This window comes from Rickettsia endosymbiont of Urophora cardui (assembly GCF_964030725.1).
Taxonomy (GTDB): Bacteria; Pseudomonadota; Alphaproteobacteria; order Rickettsiales; family Rickettsiaceae; genus Rickettsia.
On record NZ_CAXIPY010000007.1, the window covers coordinates 80,175 to 102,735 of the forward strand.

Here is a 22,561-nt window from a genome sequence, read left to right on the forward strand (position 1 = left end):
CTTATGCAAATATACCTATTTAACACCCTCACTCAAAACAAAGAACTATTTGAACCTGAAGATCAGACTAATGTAAAAATGTATGTATGCGGTCCGACTGTTTATGATAACCCACATATTGGAAATAGTAGATCGGTAGTGATATATGACTTACTTTATCGCATACTTGTAGATGTATTTGAGGCTAAATCTGTAAAATATGTACGGAATATTACCGATGTAGATGATAAGATAATCGAGAGAGCAGCAAACTTAGGTATTAGCATTAACGAGTTAACAGACAAAGTTACAAAAGAATTTCATACGAATATGAAATATCTATTTTGTTTACCACCTACTATAGAACCAAAGGCTACGCAGCATATTGATGTAATGATCGAAATAATAGAAAAGCTAATTAAATCTGGGCATGCATATATTGCAGATGATCATGTTTATTTTGATGTTTTATCAGCTCCTAATTATACAGAACTATCTAACCGAAAATTAGAAGATATGTTTGAAAGCGTACGGGTAGAAAATAGTAAAACTAAAAAGCATCCGCAGGATTTTGTTTTATGGAAACCAGCAAAACCAGATGAAGATGTACGCATGAACTTCAAGAGCCCATGGGGGCTAGGGCGTCCCGGCTGGCATATTGAATGTTCAGCAATGAGCTATAAATATTTAGGCAAAAATTTTGATATTCATGGTGGCGGTGCTGATTTAATATTCCCACATCATACTAACGAGATTGCACAAAGTAAATGTGCTTTCTCTAACTCCACTTATGCAAAATACTGGGTTCACAATGGCTTTTTAACAGTTAACGGCGAAAAAATGAGTAAATCTTTTGGTAATTTTATTACTGTCAGGGATTTAATGGATAAACAAATGAAAGGCGAAATAGTAAGATTATTTTTATTAACCGCCCATTATAGACGTCCTCTTGATTATAACGACAAGGCTATAGAGGATGCTAAAAAAACTCTAGATTATTGGTATAGAGCTATTCAAAATATAAATATACAAAAAATAGATACTCTGCCTAGCGACTTTATGCAAAGCTTGCTTGACGATATGAATAGTCCGCTTGCTATTAAAATAATTAACGACTATGCCAAAGCCATTTTTACAGCTGATACCGAAGAAGAAAAGCAATTGAATGCCTCTAATCTGATTGCTTGTGCTAATTTTATTGGATTAATGAACGAAACACCCCATGAATGGTTTAATAAAGATGTAGACGAAAATTATATAAATAATCTTATTAATGAACGCTTAGAAGCAAAAAAGCAAAAACATTGGGGATTAGCTGATCAAATTCGTAACAAATTATTAAATGAAAAAATTATTTTAGAAGATAAGCCAAACGGCACTACTATATGGAGGAAAGAATAAGGACTTGTAAATTACGGAATATAAGTATATTGTAGGCTCATATTTTTAAGCAAATTCACACGTAAGATAAATGTTAGTTCATGCATGTCATCCCGCACGCTTGTAGCGGGATCCTATTTTTCTGGATCCCGTGGACAAGCCACGGGATGACAGTCTTACGGAGGTATAAACTAACAATTAGGAGAAATAAATGTCAAAAATACCACCAGTTAATGTTAAAGATTTATTAGATGCCGGCGTGCATTTTGGTCATAAGACCTCACGTTGGAATCCTAAAATGGCACCTTATATATATGGTGAGCGTGATGAGGTACATATAATTGATTTAAGACAAACAGCAGCTTTAATGAATGTTGCTTTAAATGCAATATATGAAACTGTAAAAAATGATGGCAAAGTATTATTTGTGAGTACAAAAATACAAGCAAGCGATATTATAGCAGAATATGCTGAAAAATGTGGACAATACTATGTAAATCATAGATGGCTTGGCGGAATGCTAACTAACTGGAAAACTATTTCAGGTTCTATAGAGAAATTAAATAAACTAGAACAAACTTTAGAAAATGAAGAAGCTTGCATCGGTTATACTAAGAAAGAAATACTTGATATGAACCGTAAGAAAGATAAATTACTTCTATCACTTGCTGGAATCAGAGCACTACATTCTAAACCAGATTTAATAGTAATTATCGACACTAATAAAGAACATATTGCGATTAGCGAAGCTGTAAGACTTGATATACCTATCGTGGCTGTTGTAGATACTAATTCTAACCCTGATCATATAGATTATCCAATTCCAGGTAATGATGACGCAATAAGATCAATTAGATTTTATTGTAGTTTATTTGCTGATGCTGCACTACAAGGTTTAGAAGAATCAATGAAAGCTTCCGGAGTTGATTTAGGTAGTATCCAAGAACATGGTGATAAAAATTTAGCTCCTAAAAATGTTTCTAAATTGAAACAAGCTAAAAAGTTCTCTAAAACAAAAAATATAAATGAAGAAGCAAATACAGAATTTGAGCGAGCATTAAGTGATGCTGATGAAGACAAAAATTAGACATCTTTTTAAAATGCATAATTAAATGGAGATAGATAAAGTATGAGTGAAGTAAATATAAGTGCTAGTGACGTTAGAGAGCTCAGAGAAAAAACTGGTGCTGGAATGATGGATTGTAAAAAAGCCTTAATCGAGACTAAAGGCAATCTTGAAGAAGCTGTTGACTTTTTGCGTAAAAAAGGTCTTGCTGCTGCTGCAAAGAAAGCTGGACGTGTTGCTGCTGAAGGGTTAACAGCTGCTAAAGTTGACGGATTAACTGGAGTTGTTGTTGAAATAAATTCTGAAACCGATTTTGTCGCAAGAAATGAGCAATTCCAAAATCTAGTTACAAATATTGCTAACCTTGCAATAAATGTTCAAGATATAGAAGAACTAAAAGCAGCTAAAATGCCAAACGGCAAATCAGTAGAAGAAGACGTTGTAGAAAATATTGCTACAATAGGTGAAAACTTAACACTACGCCGTATGGAAGTACTAAAAGTATCTGAAGGAGCGATTGGCTCTTATGTACATAATGAAGTTGCACCAAACTTAGGTAAAATTTCTGTATTAGTAGGTCTACAATCAAGTGCAAAAGATACGGCAAAACTAGAAGCTTTAGCTAAGCAAATCGCTGTTCACGTGGCAGGAAATAATCCACAAAGTATAGATGATTCTGGTTTAGATCAAGCCCTTGTAGAACGTGAGAGAAAAGTATTCTTTGAGAAGTCAAAAGAAGAAGGCAAGCCTGACAATATTATCGAAAAAATGGTAGAAGGCAGAATTCGTAAATTCTTTGCTGAAGTTGTGCTATTACAACAAAATTTCTTATTTGATAATAAACTAACTGTTGCTGAAGTAATCAAAAATGCTGCTAAAGAACTTGGTGCAGAAATTCAAATTACTAAATTTATCAGATATGAACTTGGTGAGGGTATAGAGCAAGAAGAAAAAAACTTCGCTGATGAAGTAGCGAGTCTTTTGCAATGATTGTGTAAATTTTTGTTGAGCCTATATTAGAAGTAATTAAAAATATAGGTAACAGAAATGCAAATAGAGAAGAATAAAAAAATAAATGAAGCAATAGATTTGCTGATAGAAGGTGGAGTAGATTTAAAAACAGTACTAAGTCAGAATGGATTAATTAAGGAATTAACCAAGGGTATTTTAGAGCGAGCACTGCATGCTGAGATGTCAGAACATTTAGGTTATAGCAAGTATGATAGAGCTGAAACTGAGAATGCGAGGAATGGTAGTTTTAGTAAGAATCTGATTAGTGAGAATGGTACTATAGAGCTAAATGTTCCAAGAGACAGACAAGGTAAATTTGAACCTATAATAGTCTCAAAGAAACAAACAAGAATAGATGGCTTAGACCAAAAGATAATATCCTTATATGCGAAGGGTATGAGTGTGTCTGATATTAAAACACAATTGCAAGAATTATATGGAGCTGAGATCAGTGAGAGCCTAATCAGCAGGATTACAGATGAAGTAATAGATGAGGTCAAGATTTGGCAGAGTAGACCTCTTGAATCAGTATACCCTATAGTATATTTTGACTGTTTAGTAGTGAAAGTAAGACAAGATAAACTTATTATTAATAAATCAGTATATGTAGCTTTAGGAATAGATTTATCTGGCAGAAAGGATATTTTAGGCTTATGGATAAGTGAGAATGAAGGAGCTAAATTTTGGCTTGGTAATTTTACTGAAATGAAGAATCGAGGAGTAAAAGATATCTTAATTGCTTGTAGTGATAATCTAACTGGTATGTCTGATGCTATTGCATCAGTATATCCGAAAACTGAACATCAAATTTGTATTGTCCATCAGATCAGGAATAGCCTCAAATATGTATCATATAAAGATAGAAAGCCATTAGCAGCGGATTTGAAACTAATCTATACTTCTGCTACTGAAAAAGAAGCAGAATTAGCTCTTGAGTCATTTGAGCAAAAATGGAGTAAGCAATATCCGCATATAGCTAAATCTTGGTATAATAATTGGGATAATTTGATAATTTTCTTGCAATATCCAAAGGAGATTCGTAAGATTATTTACACTACAAATGCGATAGAATCGCTGAATAGCCAATTGAGAAAAGTTACTAAGAATAAACGCATCTTTCCAAATGATGACGCAGTATTTAAAGTTTTATATCTGACAATTGATTATATTACCAAAAAATGGTCTATGCCTATCCCCAATTGGAATGAAGCTATGGCTCATTTTATGATCAAATTTGATGGTAGAATTTAATGGTTCACGAAATTTACACAATTGATGAGACAGAGCCATACTGGAATTTACCTATTTTTAATTACTTCTAATATAGGCTCAACAAAAATTTACACAATCATTGCAAAAGACTCATATTTTTTACTCAAAAATGGGTAATTTTAATATTCGTCATGGGTAATTCTAATGTTCGTTCATCAACTATTACCACATTGCTTGGTAGCTGCACTTAAATTATCTGTACGATGCTCTGGTAAAACTCCACCTAACTCCCATACAGCTTTTTCAAACCCTGATGCTAATGTATCAAAACTTTCACTATGGCATATGCTAAAAGTTTCCCAACATGAATAAGGCAACATAAAATGAAATAGTAAGTGAGGATATGGTTGCCCACCAATACAAATACCCAATTGATTCATATTGGTCCAATCAGACTGACTCTGTTTGCCAGGAAGAATATTTTGTAAAAAGATTACTGTCTTATCCTTACCATGTGCAGCTCTCCATTGTTTCAACCTTTTCTGCAAACAGCGTAATTGCTTCCCATTATAATTCCCATGATACTTTTCTGTCAAATATGCTAATATGGTAGTTGCTTGCAACTCCGGTGCTGATTCTAGCATTGATTCTATTTCATCCCAGTGCTTCACAAATGGATCCTTACGTGTCCTATATTTACGTATTGTGCGTAATTCGCTTGGATACTTATTAATACGTAAATACTTACGTGCCGTTTTTACACTCATACCTGCTTTTGCAGCAGAAATTATCTGATTATATTTTTTGATCTTTTGCATTAAAATACCTACTTGGTTATTTGTACATGTCATCAGTAATTCTCGAATAATATTTAAATATTTAAAAATAAATTTTTATTCGATTTTACTGTCCATAGTTACTTCTTTTTTATAGGTAATTTTAATGTTCGTTGAGGGTAATTCTAATATTCGTTAGTCATGAAACTAATCTATACTTCTGCTACTGAAAAAGAAGCAGAATTAGCTCTTGAGTCATTTGATCAAAAATGGAGTAAGCAATATCCGCATATAGCTAAATCTTGGTATAATAATTGGGATAATTTGATAATTTTCTTGCAATATCCAAAGGAGATTCGTAAGATTATTTACACGGTAAATTCCAGTATTAATTAAGCCAGATTTATATTTTCTTCCCATACCTCATGGCTTTGTTGCATAAATAAGCTTTTGAATATACTGCCCCTAACCCCGCAATGCTAGCCTAGCCAACAGGCACAGAGATAGGTTTACCAATTTCAAACATTTTGTTTAATAAGTGGCATTTAATCTCTCAGGGTTTAATTCCCCGAAGCTCTGCTTCGTGATATCATAAGAAACAACTAAAACTTTTTTAGATACCTCGTAGCTCTGCTGCGAGGAGCATCATTTCAGGACATCTTACCAGATTATCACCACTCTTGCTCTACAAATTTTATTTATGCAACAAAGCCATTGCTGATTCTAGACATTTTTTGTAAACATTTGTTACCATAGTAAAGCTCTATTTCTTCAGAATAAATATAAGCTTTTAAAGTATAACCTATTAAGCGACTAGGCACAGAATAAGCTACAGATAAAATACTAACTGTACTGCTTGGATTAACACGTACTGATAATATTGTAGGTGCATTCCATTTCCTGATTGGTAACTCTTGTAAATGAACTAATTCTTCAGCTAATTTTTCTTTTCTACAGCTATTTCGCTTTTCTTTAATTTGTGTAAGGAATAATTCATAAGCTTTTAAATCAACAAAATTACGTGATCCACGTAATAGCAGATGTTGATTCACTGCTTGCTTAAATGTATCATGACTTTTTTCAACAGAACCATTTTCATGACTGACGCCTGGATTATTTCGCGATGGTGCAACATTGTAATAACCAAGCAATTCTTGCCATCTTTCTGTAAATTGTCTACTATTACCACATTGCTTGGTAGCTGCACTTAAATTATCTGTACGATGCTCTGGTAAAACTCCACCTAACTCCCATACAGCTTTTTCAAACCCTGATGCTAATGTATCAAAACTTTCACTATGGCATATGCTAAAAGTTTCCCAACATGAATAAGGCAACATAAAATGAAATAGTAAGTGAGGATATGGTTGCCCACCAATACAAATACCCAATTGATTCATATTGGTCCAATCAGACTGACTCTGTTTGCCAGGAAGAATATTTTGTAAAAAGATTACTGTCTTATCCTTACCATGTGCAGCTCTCCATTGTTTCAACCTTTTCTGCAAACAGCGTAATTGCTTCCCATTATAATTCCCATGATACTTTTCTGTCAAATATGCTAATATGGTAGTTGCTTGCAACTCCGGTGCTGATTCTAGCATTGATTCTATTTCATCCCAGTGCTTCACAAATGGATCCTTACGTGTCCTATATTTACTGAAGTTTTGACAAAAAGATAACCAAACTTATAAAGTATGATATAAATACGCTCAAATACAAAATGGTTTTTAGTGTGTATGATTATGCAAGAAATGTTGCAAGAAATAAAAAATTTTCCCCTATAATCAAGATGTGGTTTTAGAATTAATACTATCACTAGTAACTAATGATAGCGTTAAAGCAAGATCTGTTGTTGAATTAACAACTAATAAATATTTTCAGCGTAGTTGGTCAAGTGTATACAGAGCTATAGAGAATTTTTACTGTGCTCGTGATGAATCATTAAATATAAGAGATGAGCAACGTTTTAAGACTCGAGAAGATATAGAAAAATACTTAATAAGTAAACTGATTAATGAGGGTAAAAACTTACTGCAAATAGATACTACAGTGAGTAGCAAGAAAGATTCCAAGAAAGCAATTGATCGTACATATATTAGACAGAATGCTAATAACCGACCAGTTGCGGGTTATGAATATAGTGTAGTTTGCATCGGTGCTCAGCCTAAATGGTCTGTACCAATATCTATAAATAGAGTAAAATCAGATGAGAATAAGTATAGCAAAGGTAGCAAACAAATAATGAAAATTGTTAAGCAAATACCACAAAAGGCTCTAAATATAACAGTAGGTGATGCAGGTTATAGCGCTCTATCTTTCATTCACCCGCTGCACAATGAAGCAAATACGGTAACAATAACCCGCCAAAGAATTAATCGCAGTATTTACAAAATATATATAGAGGAGCAAAAAACAAGAGGTCGTAAAAGATCTTATGGAGCTAAGATTTCTTGTAGTAGTTCTGATAATTTACTGATTCCAGATACAGAAGAAACTGTAGTAAAGGCTACAAAAAATGGTGACATATCAATTAGTATTTCACTATTTAAGAATTATCTAATCAAGGGCAAGAAACAGCATATCATGTCTGATAAACCGCTGAATTTTATTCAGGTTAAGGTGTTAGATGCATCAGGAAATAGGAAATATAACAGAGATTTATGGTTATGTGTTTCTGGCCAACAAAAAGATAAAATCAGTGGTAAAGAAGTATATGAATACTATAGACAAAGGTTTGATATTGAGCATTTTTTTAAATTTGGTAAGTCAAAATTATTGATGGATAAATTTCAAACGAATGATCCAAATAAAGATGAGGATTATATGTTATTCGTAATGCTAGCGTACAACATATTGTATCATGCACAATCTTCAGTTAAGGCAAGAAAAGTAAGGGCATGGGATAAAAAAATCAATAGCAATATGTTGTCTCCAAGTGAAGTTTATAGATCTATGCCACAAATTGCCCTTGAAGAAATATTAGAAAAGTCTATATCCAGAGGGATACCAGATCATAGAAATATTAGAAATAATCATCAGGTCAAACCATTTGCACCAGTAATACGCAAAAGTAATAAACACGGTAAGTTGGAAATTACAATAAAATCAAGTTTTGATGGAAGTAACCAAATTACCAAAACCTCATTTAATAAAAAGCTAGAATTACCAAATAATATTAGTAAGTATAAACCAGCAATATTAGACAAAATTGCTACAGTTTTTGACACATTATGTACCCAAATAGAATAAATAAATTTTGTTATTACTAAAAAAGTATAAAAAAATTGGAATACATTTCTCCTTATGGAAAGGATTTTGTCAAAACTTCAGATATTTACGTATTGTGCGTAATTCGCTTGGATACTTATTAATACGTAAATACTTACGTGCCGTTTTTACACTCATACCTGCTTTTGCAGCAGAAATTATCTGATTATATTTTTTGATCTTTTGCATTAAAATACCTACTTGGTTATTTGTACATGTCATCAGTAATTCTCGAATAATAGGTAAATTCCAGTATTAATTAAGCCAGATTTATATTTTCTTCCCATACCTCATTGGGTGTTGTATAACCGAGCACTTTTCTTGGTAAATTATTTAAAAAATCCTCAATTTCTTGTAATTGCTTTATTGTTAATTTTTTTATATCTAAAGATTTAGAGTATACTCTGTGCACCATTGAGTTAATCTTCTCTATCAATGGTTTTTGCCATGGAGAATAAGGATTGCAAAAATATACTTTTCGTTCAGATTTTGGCAATAGTTGTTCATGATTGGTAAATTCTTTGCCATTATCTAACGTTATGCTTTTGATTATATAGCTAACGCGAAAAGGTTTTTACCATAGTTTTTGTATTTACTCACATATTCACCAGATCTAAATCCTATTAAACATTGCTGGACTAACTTTAAAAACTGTTTACATAAAATTATTGATCAATGCCTAAGTTTTTCCTAATCTGTGGTAGAAACATTTCCGTGTTAGCTATAGAGCAAGAGTGGTGATAATCTGGTAAGATGTCCTGAATTAAAAAATAATCCAGATTATATGAGATCTCGGAAGAAAGCCCCTTTTAGTAAATCACGCAAGTATTCTAAATATAAAATAACGAATTGGTCAGAATATAATAATTTTTTACGCAATAGGGGTCGCATAGATTTTATGATTGCCAGTGATTTGGCGATTGGCTGGTATGCTGATTACAGAGAGGAAATGAAACGAGGAAGACCTAGACGCTATAGTGATCACGCTATATTACAGTGTTTGAAGATCAGATGCTTATTCGGTCTTAAGTTACGCCAAACCCAAGGCTTTATAAACTGGCTCTTTGAAATATCGGGTTTATCTATTAGATGTCCAGACTATACAACATTAAGTAAGCGTATGAAGTCATTAGATCTTAGGTATTTACATGGAAATCAAGATAAAGAATTTAGTTGTATTTCAATGGATAGTACAGGGATACAAGCCTACACAGGGAACGAATGGCTAGAAAATAAGCATGGTAAGCAATATAAGCGTCGCATATGGAAAAAGCTACATATCGTTATAGAAGATCAAGGTATGATACTTGCCGATAGTACCACAGAGCATACTATAGATGATAGATCACAGATTGGACTACTAATAGCTAATGTCAGAGCCAAGGATTTTCTGGGAGATCGAGGGTATGACGGTGAATCTACATATCAATTGTTGAGAAAGAAGAAGATAAAACCAGTTATTAGACCCCCAAACTCTTCAGTAAAAGTTCAATCGCTTAGGGATAAAACTGAGAGAGATGCAGCTGTTATATATCAACAAAACAAAGGATACCAAGCATGGAGGGTAAAGAATAATTATGGTAGAAGGGAGCGTGTAGAGAACACGTTCTTTCGATTTAAAACTTCTTTTGGTAGTAAGTTTCTATCAAGACATGATCAAAATATGACAAAAGAAATGTCTATTAAATGCCACTTATTAAACAAAATGTTTGAAATTGGTAAACCTATCTCTGTGCCTGTTGGCTAGGCTAGCATTGCGGGGTTAGGGGCAGTATATTCAAAAGCTTATTTATGCAACAAAGCCAGTCTGATTGGACCAATATGAATCAATTGGGTATTTGTATTGGTGGGCAACCATATCCTCACTTACTATTTCATTTTATGTTGCCTTATTCATGTTGGGAAACTTTTAGCATATGCCATAGTGAAAGTTTTGATACATTAGCATCAGGGTTTGAAAAAGCTGTATGGGAGTTAGGTGGAGTTTTACCAGAGCATCGTACAGATAATTTAAGTGCAGCTACCAAGCAATGTGGTAATAGTAGACAATTTACAGAAAGATGGCAAGAATTGCTTGGTTATTACAATGTTGCACCATCGCGAAATAATCCAGGCGTCAGTCATGAAAATGGTTCTGTTGAAAAAAGTCATGATACATTTAAGCAAGCAGTGAATCAACATCTGCTATTACGTGGATCACGTAATTTTGTTGATTTAAAAGCTTATGAATTATTCCTTACACAAATTAAAGAAAAGCGAAATAGCTGTAGAAAAGAAAAATTAGCTGAAGAATTAGTTCATTTAAAAGAGTTACCAATCAGGAAATGGAATGCACCTACAATATTATCGGCTCTGTCTCATCAATTGTGTAAATTTCGTGAACCATTAAATTCTACCATCAAATTTGATCATAAAATGAGCCATAGCTTCATTCCAATTGGGGATAGGCATAGACCATTTTTTGGTAATATAATCTGTAATAGTTGAGATTATATCTTACATTTAGTAAAATAAATTAATCTCTCAGGGTTTAATTCCCCGAAGCTCTGCTTCGTGATATCATAAGAAACAACTAAAACTTTTTTAGATACCTCGTAGCTCTGCTGCGAGGAGCATCATTATACTAAAAAATAGAATGAACCTAGAGCATACAAGGCATAGATCTCCTGTTAATTTCTTGGTGCATATTCTAGCTTGTGTTACTTCTTATGCTATCACTAAATCATATATAATACAAATTATAGATTGATACACTCTCCACTTTTTTTAGTTAATCACCCTGCATTGTAAATGCAGGGCTTAAGATTACGGCATAAATGCCTTAGCTATAGCTAGTTTTCAACTTGAAAGTTTCCAAACTTATCATCTCTCGATTCATGTTTATCAATATAATCCTTAATCATTTTGTCAGTCACATTGCCTGTGGTTCTGACAAAATATCCAACAGCCCATAAGTGTTTACCCCAATACTGTTGCCGTAATTCTGGAAATTCCTGCTGAATCTTCCCTTGAACTCTTTCCTTTTAGATACTGTACCCCCTTACTAATACTTTGATAAGATGGCACAGATACATAGATATGTACGTGATTTGAAGCTATCTTCCCTCTTAATATCTCTACACCATTATTCTTACAGATCTCTTGGATTAGGTCCTTGACTCTCCTACCAATATCACCAACCAATATATTATAGCGATATTTAGTCACCCATACTATATGATAAGTGCAATCGTAAACTGTGTGGCTTAGCTTCTTGTAATACTGCATCTCTTCATTCTATATGTTAAAACGACGCACTGCAAGTGCGGGGTTTTTCTCCCAAATTTGGGACAATAAAAATTTTTTGTCAAAACTTCAGTTATATCTATTTTCAATGTGTAAAAAGGTTTTAGCTTCTAGACTCAGCATTAAATTACTTAAATTTTAATTATTACGAGACAAAAAATATAAAAAACGTTAAATTATGTCAATTAGTTTTTAATTTGGTTTCTCTATAGGCAATTAATACTTGCAAAGTTTCATTAAGATAAATAGAATTATCTAGGAAAATGTTAATAAGCAGGAGTTTCGCACTTAGCAAATAATATGCTAATCTAGAGAAAAATAGTTTTAGATAAAAATGACAAGATCAAAATGTAGCAAAGATTTATATAAATCATTCTTACAAGCAAGTAGTGTAAGATATACTAGCAAAGCATTATCTGAAGTAAGTCCATTAGATCTATCGCACGATAGTGCAAGTCGATGGTTAAAGAGTAAGGATTTTCGCCCTAGCGAAATCTATAGCAAAGTGTCAAAATATATTGATCTGGAAGATCCTTGTTTATTAGTGGGAGATGACACCTTATTGTCAAAGCAATACAGTAAGAGGATCGAGCTTGTAAATTATCAATATTCTGGGGCTGTACATGATGTTATACCTGGTATAGGAATGGTAAACTTACTGCATTACAATACTCAAATTGATCAATCTACTCCTGTAGATTATAGAATATATGATAAAGAAACTGATGGTAAAACAAAGAACGAGCATTTTTGTGATATGCTTACTTTAGCTAAAGAAAGAGGTATCAAGCCTGATGCTATAGTTATGGATGCTTGGTATAGTGGTTTGGATAATTTAAAACATATACGTAATTTAGGTTGGATATGGGTTACCAACCTAAGAAAAAATAGAAAAGTTAATCGTAATGTTAGCTTGGAAACTTTAGAGATTCCCGATGAAGGGCTAAAAATTCACCTACGTGGATACGGTTGGGTTACGGTATTTAAGTTTGTGGCAAAAAATGGTCGCATTGATTACATAACAACTAATTTAGAGAATCCTACACGTGAGCAAATAGAGAAAATTGTTAAGGCGCGTTGGTCTATAGAAGTTTATCATCGAGAATTGAAACAAACTTGTGGTATTGAATGCTGTCAGGCACGCACGGGTCGAGCTCAAAGAAATCATATTTGCCTTGCTGTATTGGCCTGGCTTGATATGAACAAAAGGAGGATAAATGAAAACATTACTTTATATCAACAAACTTGGGAAGTTATAAAAACATCAATTCAGAACAACATTAAATGGCTTCTAACTAATACACAATTTTGCTAAGTGCGAAACTCCTGAATAAGGAAAAATAAATATGCTACATGTAAATTTTACTGAGGAAGAATCATTAAATACTCAAGCATTAATAGTGTTTATTGATGACAAATTAAAACTTGATAGTGAACTAATAAACCTTGACCAACAACATCATGGTTTGATCTCCAAGACTATTGCCAATAAATTACAATTTACTGGTAAATACGGGCAGATCAAAATTATTCCTTCCGTTGTTAAGTCAGGGGAAGTAAAATATTTAGTATTAGCAGGGCTTGGAAGTGAAGCAAAACTAACCGAAGTTAAGATTGAAGAATTAGGCGGTAAAATATTACAGAATGTTACTAATGCTAAAATCGCTACTATTGGATTAAAAATTAAAAATAGAATTAGCAATTTTACATCATCACATGTTGCATCTTTAATTGCTAGTGGTGCGTTACTTGCTTCCTACAGATTCGATAAATATAGAACTACTTTAAAAGAGGCGGATAAGTTTGTTGTAGAGTCATTTGAAATTTTTACAGATAATAACGCAGAAGCAACAAAATTGTTTGAAGTTAAAAAACTAATTGCTGAAGGGGTCTTTTTCACAAGAGATATTAGTAACGAGCCATCAAATATTAAAACTCCACAAATATATGCTGAAAGAATAGCAGATATACTTGAAGAATTAAATGTCGATGTTTCTATTCTTGGTGAAAGAGAAATGAAAAATCTTGGCATGGGTGCTCTTCTTGGAGTGGGTCAAGGCTCACAAAATGAATCAAAGCTAGTAGTAATGGAATATCAAGGTGCGAATAAAGATGCTCCTTATATTGCTCTAGTCGGAAAAGGAGTTATTTTTGATACAGGAGGTATATCTCTAAAACCATCAAATAATATGCATTTAATGAGATATGACATGTGTGGTTCTGCCGCAGTAGTTGGTACTATGATTGCGGTTGCTAGTCAAGAATTGCCGGTAAATATCGTAGGTGTTGTAGGGCTCGTTGAAAATATGCCATCAGGTAATGCACAACGTCCTGGTGATGTTGTAACTACTATGTCAGGGCAAACTGCTGAAGTTTTAAATACTGATGCAGAAGGACGTTTAGTTCTTGCTGATGCTGTTTGGTATGCACAAGAGAAATTCAAACCTAAATGCGTGATTGACGTTGCTACTTTAACTGGTGCAATAGTAGTGTCTTTAGGTCCTACATATGCTGGTTGTTTTTCTAATAATGATGAGCTTGCTGATAAACTAATAAAAGTCGGTGAAGAAGTAAATGAAAAATTATGGAGAATGCCGCTTCATGAAGATTATGACGCAATGATTAACTCCGACATAGCTGATATGGCAAATATCGGTAATGTGCCAGGAGCTGCTGGAAGTTCTACCGCTGCTCATTTTATCAAACGTTTTATTCAAGAGGGAGTAGAATGGGCACATTTAGATATAGCAGGCGTTGCAAATAGCAATAAACCCTCATCACTTGGTCCGAAAGGGGCAGTAGGTTATGGTGTAAGGCTACTTGAGAAATTTATAAAGGAAAATTATGAGCAGTAAGCCTTATATATTTGTTATAGGTAATGAAAAAGGTGGAGCAGGTAAAACAACCTGCTCTATCCATTTAATAGTGGCACTACTTTATCAAAAATATTCAGTTGTAAGTATTGATACTGATTCTCGCCAAAGCTCTTTAACTAATTACCTAAAAAATCGAGATTTATATAATGAGCAAAACCCTGACAAACCGGTATTAGTACCAAAGCATTTCCATGTCAAAGAAAGTTCTGAAGAAGAGCAAGCAAATAGTTTTGAGCAGATATTAAAGGATAATATGGATGCTAATTATATAGTAATCGATACGCCTGGTAGCCATACTGCTTTATCAAGGCTTGCTCATTCTTATGCTTATACCATTATTACGCCGATAAATGATAGCTTTTTAGATTTAGACGTAATAGCAAAAGTTGATAATAAAGATGAAATTATTAGTCCCTCAATTTATAGCCAGATGATATGGGAGCAGAAAATGCAGCGTGCTAGTCGTGATAGAGGGAGTATAGATTGGATAATTTTGCGTAATCGTTTAAGCAATCTTGATGCGTTAAATAAAAGGCGTGTTAGTAACGTATTGAATAAGCTTGCTAAAAGAATTAATTTTAAACTTACGGAAGGTTTTAGTGAACGTGTAATATATAGGGAGCTATTTCTGCAAGGTTTAACTTTGCTTGATTTAAAAGTTGCTAAATATGATAGAGCGTTTAATAGCTCACATGTACTTGCTCGCCAAGAGCTAAGAAATTTTTTAAATTTTCTAAATATTACCCCTACATCCTAGGCTCTGTGAAGATTTCTAAAAAGATTTAATTTTGACTCTTTTGTGCTGCAAATTACAAGATTTTTTTTGAAATATGAACAACTATTCCGTCAAAAATCTTAATGATGCTCCTCGCAGCAGAGCTACGAGGTATCTAAAAAAGTTTTAGTTGTTTCTTATGATATCACGAAGCAGAGCTTCGGGGAATTAAACCCTGAGAGATTAATTTTCGCTAAAAAATAGTTCAAAACTCAAAATCAATTAGAACCCTTCACAGAACCTAGATAATTTTATTGCAGGATTTAGCTATTTTGATTATAGTGAGTTGATTTAAAAAACAAAAATAAAATGCATAAATATAGAACTCATAATTGTAACGAATTAAAAATTTCCGATGTTGGGACTGAAGTAAAGCTATCTGGTTGGGTACATAGAAGAAGAGATCATGGCAATCTAGTTTTTGTAGATTTACGTGATCATTATGGCATAACACAAATCGTGTTTACCGACCAAAATCCACAGCTTATGGACGATGCTAGCCGTTTACGTTATGAGTCAGTTGTGACAGTAGTTGGGAAAGTAGTAGCAAGATCAGAAGAGACTATTAATAACACGCTTCCTACCGGTCATATAGAAGTTTTAGCCGGTGAATTTATTATTGAATCAGCTGCTGATACTTTACCATTTGTGATTAATACGGAAAAAGACGCACCTGAAGACTCAAGGCTTAAACATCGCTTTTTAGATTTAAGACGTGAGAAGTTGCATAATAATATAATGCTACGTTCACAAATTATTTCTTATATCCGTCAATTGATGACTGCAAGAGGTTTTACCGAGTTCCAAACACCTATTCTAACTGCTAGCTCACCGGAAGGGGCGAGGGATTTCTTAGTCCCAAGCAGATTACATCCGGGCAAATTTTATGCATTACCGCAAGCACCGCAACAATTCAAGCAGCTATTAATGGTATCGGGATTTGATCGTTATTTCCAAATCGCTCCATGTTTCCGTGATGAAGATGCAAGAGCAGATAGGTCACCAGGGGAGTTTTACCAGCTAGATATCGAAATGTCTTTTGTCACGCAAGAAGATATATTCAGCACAATCGAGCCTGTAATGTATGAGCTATTTACTAAATTTACAGATAAGAAAGTGTCAGAAGCACCCTTTATCCGTATTCCATATAATGAATCTATGTTAAAATACGGCTCTGATAAGCCTGACTTACGTAACCCTATTATTATTGCCGATGTAACGAAAATTTTTAGAGATTCCGACTTTACTATTTTTAGGGAAAATATCAAAAAAGGTAGTATTGTCCGAGCAATTCCAGCACCTTATGCAGCCGCACAACCTCGTAGTTTCTTTGATGAAATGATAGAATTCGCAATATCGGAGGGAGCTGGAGGACTTGGCTATATTCAGTTTAGCGAAAGCGGCGAAGCAAAAGGACCGGTTGCAAAATTCTTAAGCACTCAGCAATTAAAAGATTTAAAGAATGCTGCTAATATTAGCAATGGAGATGCGGTATTTTTCGCTAACGATAAAAAAGATAAGGCAGCCAAACTTGCCGGTAAAGTAAGGATTAAGCTTGCCGATGAGTTAGATTTACTTGAAAAGGATTGCTTTAAATTCTGCTGGATTACCGATTTTCCATTCTATGAGCTAAACGAAGAAACTGGCAAAATTGATTTTAGCCATAATCCATTTTCTATGCCTCAGGGTGGGTTAGAAGCTCTTGAGAACGCAAAAACAACCGAAGAGTTGCTAGAGCTTACCGCATATCAGTATGATATTGTTTGTAATGGCATAGAACTTTCTAGCGGTGCTGTTAGAAATCATAAGCCTGAGATAATGTATAAGGCATTTGCTATAGCTGGTTATAGTGAGGCGGAAGTTGATAAAAGATTCGGGGGAATGATTAGAGCGTTTAAATTTGGAGCACCACCACACGGCGGGATAGCCCCAGGTATAGACCGAATCGTTATGCTACTTGCGGAAGCTACTAATATAAGGGAGATAATCGCTTTCCCATTAAATCAGCAAGCCGCAGATTTATTAATGAACGCTCCGAATTACGTAGAAGATAAGGCGTTCAAAGAATTAAATGTCATGCTATCCCCATCTGCTAGAAAGAATGCGGAGAAAGAGTAGGGATTTATGGCTTTGTTGCATAAATAAAATTTGTAGAGCAAGAGTGGTGATAATCTGGTAAGATGTCCTGAATTAAAAAATAATCCAGATTATATGAGATCTCGGAAGAAAGCCCCTTTTAGTAAATCACGCAAGTATTCTAAATATAAAATAACGAATTGGTCAGAATATAATAATTTTTTACGCAATGGGGGTCGCATAGATTTTATGATTGCCAGTGATTTGGCGATTGGCTGGTATGCTGATTACAGAGAGGAAATGAAACGAGGAAGACCTAGACGCTATAGTGATCACGCTATATTACAGTGTTTGAAGATCAGATGCTTATTCGGTCTTAAGTTACGCCAAACCCAAGGCTTTATAAACTGGCTCTTTGAAATATCGGGTTTATCTATTAGATGTCCAGACTATACAACATTAAGTAAGCGTATGAAGTCATTAGATCTTAGGTATTTACATGGAAATCAAGATAAAGAATTTAGTTGTATTTCAATGGATAGTACAGGGATACAAGCCTACACAGGGAACGAATGGCTAGAAAATAAGCATGGTAAGCAATATAAGCGTCGCATATGGAAAAAGCTACATATCGTTATAGAAGATCAAGGTATGATACTTGCCGATAGTACCACAGAGCATACTATAGATGATAGATCACAGATTGGACTACTAATAGCTAATGTCAGAGCCAAGGATTTTCTGGGAGATCGAGTGTATGACGGTGAATCTACATATCAATTGTTGAGAAAGAAGAAGATAAAACCAGTTATTAGACCCCCAAACTCTTCAGTAAAAGTTCAATCGCTTAGGGATAAAACTGAGAGAGATGCAGCTGTTATATATCAACAAAACAAAGGATACCAAGCATGGAGGGTAAAGAATAATTATGGTAGAAGGGAGCGTGTAGAGAACACGTTCTTTCGATTTAAAACTTCTTTTGGTAGTAAGTTTCTATCAAGACATGATCAAAATATGACAAAAGAAATGTCTATTAAATGCCACTTATTAAACAAAATGTTTGAAATTGGTAAACCTATCTCTGTGCCTGTTGGCTAGGCTAGCATTGCGGGGTTAGGGGCAGTATATTCAAAAGCTTATTTATGCAACAAAGCCATGCCGCATTACCTAAAAACTGTTTTTTCCAATTTTGAATTGTTTTAACACTTATTGCATATTTTGAAGCTAACTGACCAAGTGTCGACTCCTCTTTTATTAATCTGGTAAATTCCAGTATTAATTAAGCCAGATTTATATTTTCTTCCCATACCTCATTGGGTGTTTTATAACCGAGCACTTTTCTTGGTAAATTATTTAAAAAATCCTCAATTTCTTGTAATTGCTTTATTGTTAATTTTTTTATATCTAAAGATTTAGAGTATACTCTGTGCACCATTGAGTTAATCTTCTCTATCAATGGTTTTTGCCATGGAGAATAAGGATTGCAAAAATATACTTTTCGTTCAGATTTTGGCAATAGTTGTTCATGATTGGTAAATTCTTTGCCATTATCTAGTCTATCCGCCAAAAACACTTCAAATCCTGATCATTTGTAATGGGATAGAGTTTTGACAACAAATTGCTAAGATTTTCAATAAAAATTAATAAGTTATGTTAATTTTTACTGATACATTTCTGTGTTGGTCTAATTTTGATATGGAGCTATTGTTAACGATTTTTTATCGTTCATCTAGTTTTTGCATGATGATATTTTTGATTTATGTGGAGTTAGACACGATTTGTAAATGATTTGCAATGCATCGTAAATTCAAACCAATAGCAGAGATTATTGGATTGATAATATCTCCTATCATACCTTTCAAGAAGTTTCTACCCATCCGACCATATTGCTTTAAGTGACCTATTATTGGTTCTATGGCACTGCGTCTCTTGATCATAGACTTGTCCTCTTGTAACAACTTCTTCCGCGTTTTTGGGGTATATACCTTACTCTTCTCCTTTACATTGCTACCACTATACCCAAGATCAACAAATGATTTCTTTATCTTGATTCCAGTGACACTCTCTACTGCTTCAAAGCTCTGATGCAATGTATGACCATCATAAGGATTATTATGAAACGATTTTGCGGATAAAACAAAATTTCTACGACCACTTACTACTACCGCTACTTTATTGCCAAACTCATATGGCTTGTTGCGTTTTCCCTTTCCTATACACTCTACTTCAGGGGCATGAAAACTATATAATACTTTGTTATCTTCTTTATATTGCTTTTTAGCTTCTCTTTTTAAAACAGATTGGTTATGTATTTGTTTTATTTTTTGCAATACTTCTTGATTTTTGAGAGACAAGTTTAATTGCTTATTTTTGATCTCACGCTCACATACTCTAATCAAACGACCCAGTAATATTTTTAAATGCTTCATTATTTTCCAACGCTTCTTGGCTTTACTATAGCTAACACGGAAATGTTTCTACCACAGATTAGGAAAAACTTAGGCATTGATCAATAATTTTATGTAAACAGTTTTTAAAGTTAGTCCAGCAATGTTTAATAGGATTTAGATCTGGTGAATATGTGAGTAAATACAAAAACTATGGTAAAAACCTTTTCGCGTTAGCTATATGTTCTTTATATTTCCATAGCTTTACTATATCGCGTTTATAGGTTCTAGCGTATGTTTCATTCAAATGTATACCCAAACTGTTGCAAAGCTTTACTATGCTAAGCCTAGCTTTATCCATTAAATAAACATCGTGTGGGTGTTTGATATTCTTAATTTGTACAGTCGTATCAGCGATGATTAATTCCAAATCTTTTTTTTTAATTGTGTTAGTTTTTATCCCAACCCTGATCAACTCCGATAATATCTCATTATATCCAGCTTCACCTAATACACTACGAAACCGTCGTATACTAGTTTCCGAGATAGCTATGTCTTTTTCTATATATTCCCACCCGCAGAAATACTGCCAATACATATTCTCTTTTAGCTCTTCCTCTGATAATGAATCTGAAAAATTATACATTGCTTGTAGCATCGTTATGCCAAGCATCACTCTATGACATTTTCTATTTCTACCAAATTTCTTAATACAAACATTTTTTGATAACCACTCTTCGAGCCTAGACCAATTTATTAATTCTCTTAATTTATATAGCTTATTATTTGGGTTTAATTCTTCTTTTAATTTATAACCAAACAGTTTCCCTTGTTCTTGCGATTTGATAATGTTGTCTATTGGCATTGACTGAAATCCATAAGGTTTATGACCATATTTTATCATTTTCTTACGGATTGTTGTATTACTTCTTGTCTTAAAACCATATTATCTATAAGGCTTGTAGAGTTTTGGCGGACGGACTATCTAACGTTATGCTTTTGATTATATGCGACAATTGTTTAAGTTTTTTATTCATGTTACCAATCACATCTTGTGTTCTTTTTGAACGGTTTAAAGTGAGAAACACTTTTTGTGTTCTGATATCCACAAGAGCGCCTATATTACGACTTTGATTACCTTTGTTAAAAGTTAAATCACCTTCTAAATGACCTATTGCTGCTATCTTTCTATTTATCTCTGGTCTTTCAGTAATGGAAACTCGATTTGGTATTGTAATTCTTTTGTTTCTGATTCTTGTACCATGATGCAACCTATTTTTCCTTTTTCTTGCTAAAGATAAATATAATTTTTGCCTTTGTGCTATAGGAGATGTATAAATAAACTGGTATATACTCTCTGTAGAAATATTGACAGTATCTCGTGATAGTTTACGTCTACCTGAAATTATATCTGGTGAAATACCCTGTGTTAACTGCTTTATTATTTCTGCTCGTAAATTATTATCAATATCTAATTTTCTTTTTCTCTTACCTTGCCTTAAACTGCAAGCAAGTGTGTTAGCCCTATCTGGTCTATAATTATGCCTCATTCTCTTGAGTTCATAACATATAGTGCTTTTATCACGGCCAATCTTTGTCTCTATATATCGCGAGCTATAACCACTCTTATTCATTTCGTATATTTTAAATCTTTCATCTATCGTTAAATGAGCCATGATATATCTATATTTAAATGATGCTCCTCGCAGCAGAGCTACGAGGTATCTAAAAAAGTTTTAGTTGTTTCTTATGATATCACGAAGCAGAGCTTCGGGGAATTAAACCCTGAGAGATTAAAAATTGATTATATCTGGCTTAATTAATTATAGAACTTTCCTATTCAAAAGCTTATTTATGCAACAAAGCCATGCCTATCCCCAATTGGAATGAAGCTATGGCTCATTTTATGATCAAATTTGATGGTAGGATTTAATGGCTCACGAAATTTACACAATTGATGAAACAGAGCCTTGAAACTCGGTCGCTTGCGGCCGAGTTCTTCATCTTTAAATATAAATTTTTACTTTAGTCAGAAAAATTAGAATTTTTGTCAAAACTTCAGGTTATTAGCATTCTGTCTAATATATGTACGATCAATTGCTTTCTTGGAATCTTTCTTGCTACTCACTGTAGTATCTATTTGTAGTAAGTTTTTACTCTCATTAATCATTTTACTTATTAAGTATTTTTCTATATCTTCTCGAGTCTTAAAACGTTGCTTATCTCTTATATTTAATGATTCATCACGAGCACAGTAAAAATTCTCTATAGCTCTGTATACACTTGACCAACTACGCTGAAAATATTTATTAGTTGTTAATTCAACAACAGATCTTGCTTTAACGCTATCATTAGTTACTAGTGATAGTATTAATCTCTCAGGGTTTAATTCCCCGAAGCTCTGCTTCGTGATATCATAAGAAACAACTAAAACTTTTTTAGATACCTCGTAGCTCTGCTGCGAGGAG

17 protein-coding genes and 6 pseudogenes are annotated in these 22,561 nt (G+C 33.6%); 14 read left to right on the plus strand and 9 right to left on the minus strand.

Annotation, left to right across the window (positions count from 1 at the left end; translation table 11 throughout):
- Nucleotides 1-3: 3 nt before the first annotated feature.
- From cysS to AAHI98_RS14285, 4 genes are all read left to right on the plus strand, one after another.
- Nucleotides 4-1,380 (plus strand): cysteine--tRNA ligase, encoded by a 1,377-nt coding sequence (gene cysS / locus AAHI98_RS14270; RefSeq protein ID WP_342226275.1) that lies wholly within the window; start codon nucleotides 4-6, stop codon nucleotides 1,378-1,380.
- 190 nt (nucleotides 1,381-1,570) lie between these two features.
- Entirely contained in the window at nucleotides 1,571-2,446 is an 876-nt protein-coding gene (gene rpsB, locus AAHI98_RS14275; RefSeq protein WP_342226276.1) for a 30S ribosomal protein S2, read from the plus strand.
- A gap of 42 nt (nucleotides 2,447-2,488) precedes the next feature.
- Nucleotides 2,489-3,415: a translation elongation factor Ts gene (tsf, locus tag AAHI98_RS14280; RefSeq protein ID WP_342226277.1), complete on the plus strand. Its 927-nt coding sequence runs from the start codon at nucleotides 2,489-2,491 to the stop codon at nucleotides 3,413-3,415.
- Between the two features lie 57 nt (nucleotides 3,416-3,472).
- Complete coding sequence (locus tag AAHI98_RS14285; RefSeq protein ID WP_342224727.1) at nucleotides 3,473-4,687, plus strand: IS256 family transposase; 1,215 nt, start codon at nucleotides 3,473-3,475, stop codon at nucleotides 4,685-4,687.
- Between the two features lie 176 nt (nucleotides 4,688-4,863).
- On the opposite strand, the gene AAHI98_RS14290 is transcribed toward AAHI98_RS14285, so the two are convergent.
- Entirely contained in the window at nucleotides 4,864-5,499 is a 636-nt protein-coding gene (locus AAHI98_RS14290) for a hypothetical protein (RefSeq protein ID WP_342226278.1), read from the minus strand.
- Nucleotides 5,500-5,625: 126 nt separating this feature from the next.
- Here AAHI98_RS14290 and AAHI98_RS14295 point away from each other — a divergent pair.
- A pseudogene (locus AAHI98_RS14295) lies at nucleotides 5,626-5,808 on the plus strand (transposase); the annotation flags it as partial.
- Between the two features lie 314 nt (nucleotides 5,809-6,122).
- Here the strand turns inward: AAHI98_RS14295 and AAHI98_RS14300 are convergent.
- Complete coding sequence (locus AAHI98_RS14300; protein ID WP_342226280.1) at nucleotides 6,123-7,028, minus strand: Mu transposase domain-containing protein; 906 nt, start codon at nucleotides 7,026-7,028, stop codon at nucleotides 6,123-6,125.
- A 190-nt stretch (nucleotides 7,029-7,218) separates the two neighbouring features.
- Between AAHI98_RS14300 and AAHI98_RS14305 the strand changes: the two genes are divergently transcribed.
- Nucleotides 7,219-8,676, plus strand: coding sequence for a transposase (locus AAHI98_RS14305; RefSeq protein WP_342224664.1), 1,458 nt, complete (start codon nucleotides 7,219-7,221; stop codon nucleotides 8,674-8,676).
- A 69-nt stretch (nucleotides 8,677-8,745) separates the two neighbouring features.
- Here the strand turns inward: AAHI98_RS14305 and AAHI98_RS14310 are convergent, their stop codons facing one another.
- Together AAHI98_RS14310 and AAHI98_RS14315 are read right to left on the minus strand one after the other, a co-directional pair.
- Entirely contained in the window at nucleotides 8,746-8,916 is a 171-nt protein-coding gene (locus AAHI98_RS14310; protein WP_342226281.1) for a hypothetical protein, read from the minus strand.
- 37 nt (nucleotides 8,917-8,953) lie between these two features.
- Nucleotides 8,954-9,259: pseudogene (locus tag AAHI98_RS14315) on the minus strand (IS30 family transposase); the annotation flags it as partial.
- A 219-nt stretch (nucleotides 9,260-9,478) separates the two neighbouring features.
- Here AAHI98_RS14315 and AAHI98_RS14320 point away from each other — a divergent pair.
- The 3 genes and pseudogenes from AAHI98_RS14320 to AAHI98_RS18825 form a co-directional block, all read left to right on the plus strand.
- Nucleotides 9,479-10,441 carry an IS5 family transposase gene (locus AAHI98_RS14320; protein WP_342224734.1) on the plus strand — a complete coding sequence of 321 codons (963 nt, stop codon included), beginning with the start codon at nucleotides 9,479-9,481 and terminating at the stop codon, nucleotides 10,439-10,441.
- A gap of 44 nt (nucleotides 10,442-10,485) precedes the next feature.
- Complete coding sequence (locus AAHI98_RS14325) at nucleotides 10,486-11,181, plus strand: hypothetical protein (protein ID WP_342226282.1); 696 nt, start codon at nucleotides 10,486-10,488, stop codon at nucleotides 11,179-11,181.
- Between the two features lie 136 nt (nucleotides 11,182-11,317).
- A pseudogene (locus AAHI98_RS18825) lies at nucleotides 11,318-11,443 on the plus strand (IS982 family transposase); the annotation flags it as partial.
- Between the two features lie 82 nt (nucleotides 11,444-11,525).
- On the opposite strand, the pseudogene tnpA reads toward AAHI98_RS18825, so the two are convergent.
- Nucleotides 11,526-11,961, minus strand: a pseudogene (gene tnpA / locus AAHI98_RS14330) (IS200/IS605 family transposase).
- A 352-nt stretch (nucleotides 11,962-12,313) separates the two neighbouring features.
- Here tnpA and AAHI98_RS14335 point away from each other — a divergent pair.
- The 5 genes from AAHI98_RS14335 (at nucleotide 12,314) to AAHI98_RS14355 (ending at nucleotide 18,804) form a co-directional block, all read left to right on the plus strand.
- A complete protein-coding gene (locus AAHI98_RS14335) occupies nucleotides 12,314-13,294 on the plus strand; it encodes an IS701 family transposase (RefSeq protein WP_342224656.1) in 981 nt (326 codons plus the stop codon).
- A 31-nt stretch (nucleotides 13,295-13,325) separates the two neighbouring features.
- On the plus strand, nucleotides 13,326-14,834 hold the full coding sequence (locus tag AAHI98_RS14340) for a leucyl aminopeptidase (RefSeq protein ID WP_342226283.1): 1,509 nt from the start codon (nucleotides 13,326-13,328) through the stop codon (nucleotides 14,832-14,834).
- Complete coding sequence (locus AAHI98_RS14345) at nucleotides 14,824-15,612, plus strand: division plane positioning ATPase MipZ (protein WP_342226284.1); 789 nt, start codon at nucleotides 14,824-14,826, stop codon at nucleotides 15,610-15,612. The genes AAHI98_RS14340 and AAHI98_RS14345 overlap by 11 nt, the downstream gene beginning before the upstream one ends.
- A gap of 327 nt (nucleotides 15,613-15,939) precedes the next feature.
- Nucleotides 15,940-17,748, plus strand: a complete 1,809-nt coding sequence (gene aspS, locus AAHI98_RS14350; RefSeq protein WP_342226285.1) for an aspartate--tRNA ligase — start codon at nucleotides 15,940-15,942, stop codon at nucleotides 17,746-17,748.
- 93 nt (nucleotides 17,749-17,841) lie between these two features.
- Nucleotides 17,842-18,804 carry an IS5 family transposase gene (locus AAHI98_RS14355; RefSeq protein ID WP_342226286.1) on the plus strand — a complete coding sequence of 321 codons (963 nt, stop codon included), beginning with the start codon at nucleotides 17,842-17,844 and terminating at the stop codon, nucleotides 18,802-18,804.
- Between the two features lie 181 nt (nucleotides 18,805-18,985).
- Here AAHI98_RS14355 and AAHI98_RS14360 read toward each other — a convergent pair.
- The 4 genes and pseudogenes from AAHI98_RS14360 to AAHI98_RS14375 form a co-directional block, all read right to left on the minus strand.
- A pseudogene (locus AAHI98_RS14360) lies at nucleotides 18,986-19,261 on the minus strand (transposase); the annotation flags it as partial.
- A gap of 202 nt (nucleotides 19,262-19,463) precedes the next feature.
- Nucleotides 19,464-20,135: a transposase gene (locus AAHI98_RS14365; RefSeq protein ID WP_342225471.1), complete on the minus strand. Its 672-nt coding sequence runs from the start codon at nucleotides 20,133-20,135 to the stop codon at nucleotides 19,464-19,466.
- Nucleotides 20,136-20,304: 169 nt separating this feature from the next.
- A complete protein-coding gene (locus AAHI98_RS14370; RefSeq protein WP_342226287.1) occupies nucleotides 20,305-20,997 on the minus strand; it encodes a transposase in 693 nt (230 codons plus the stop codon).
- 76 nt (nucleotides 20,998-21,073) lie between these two features.
- Nucleotides 21,074-21,769 (minus strand): annotated as a pseudogene (locus AAHI98_RS14375) (IS30 family transposase); the annotation flags it as partial.
- Between the last annotated feature and the right edge of the window lie 792 nt (nucleotides 21,770-22,561).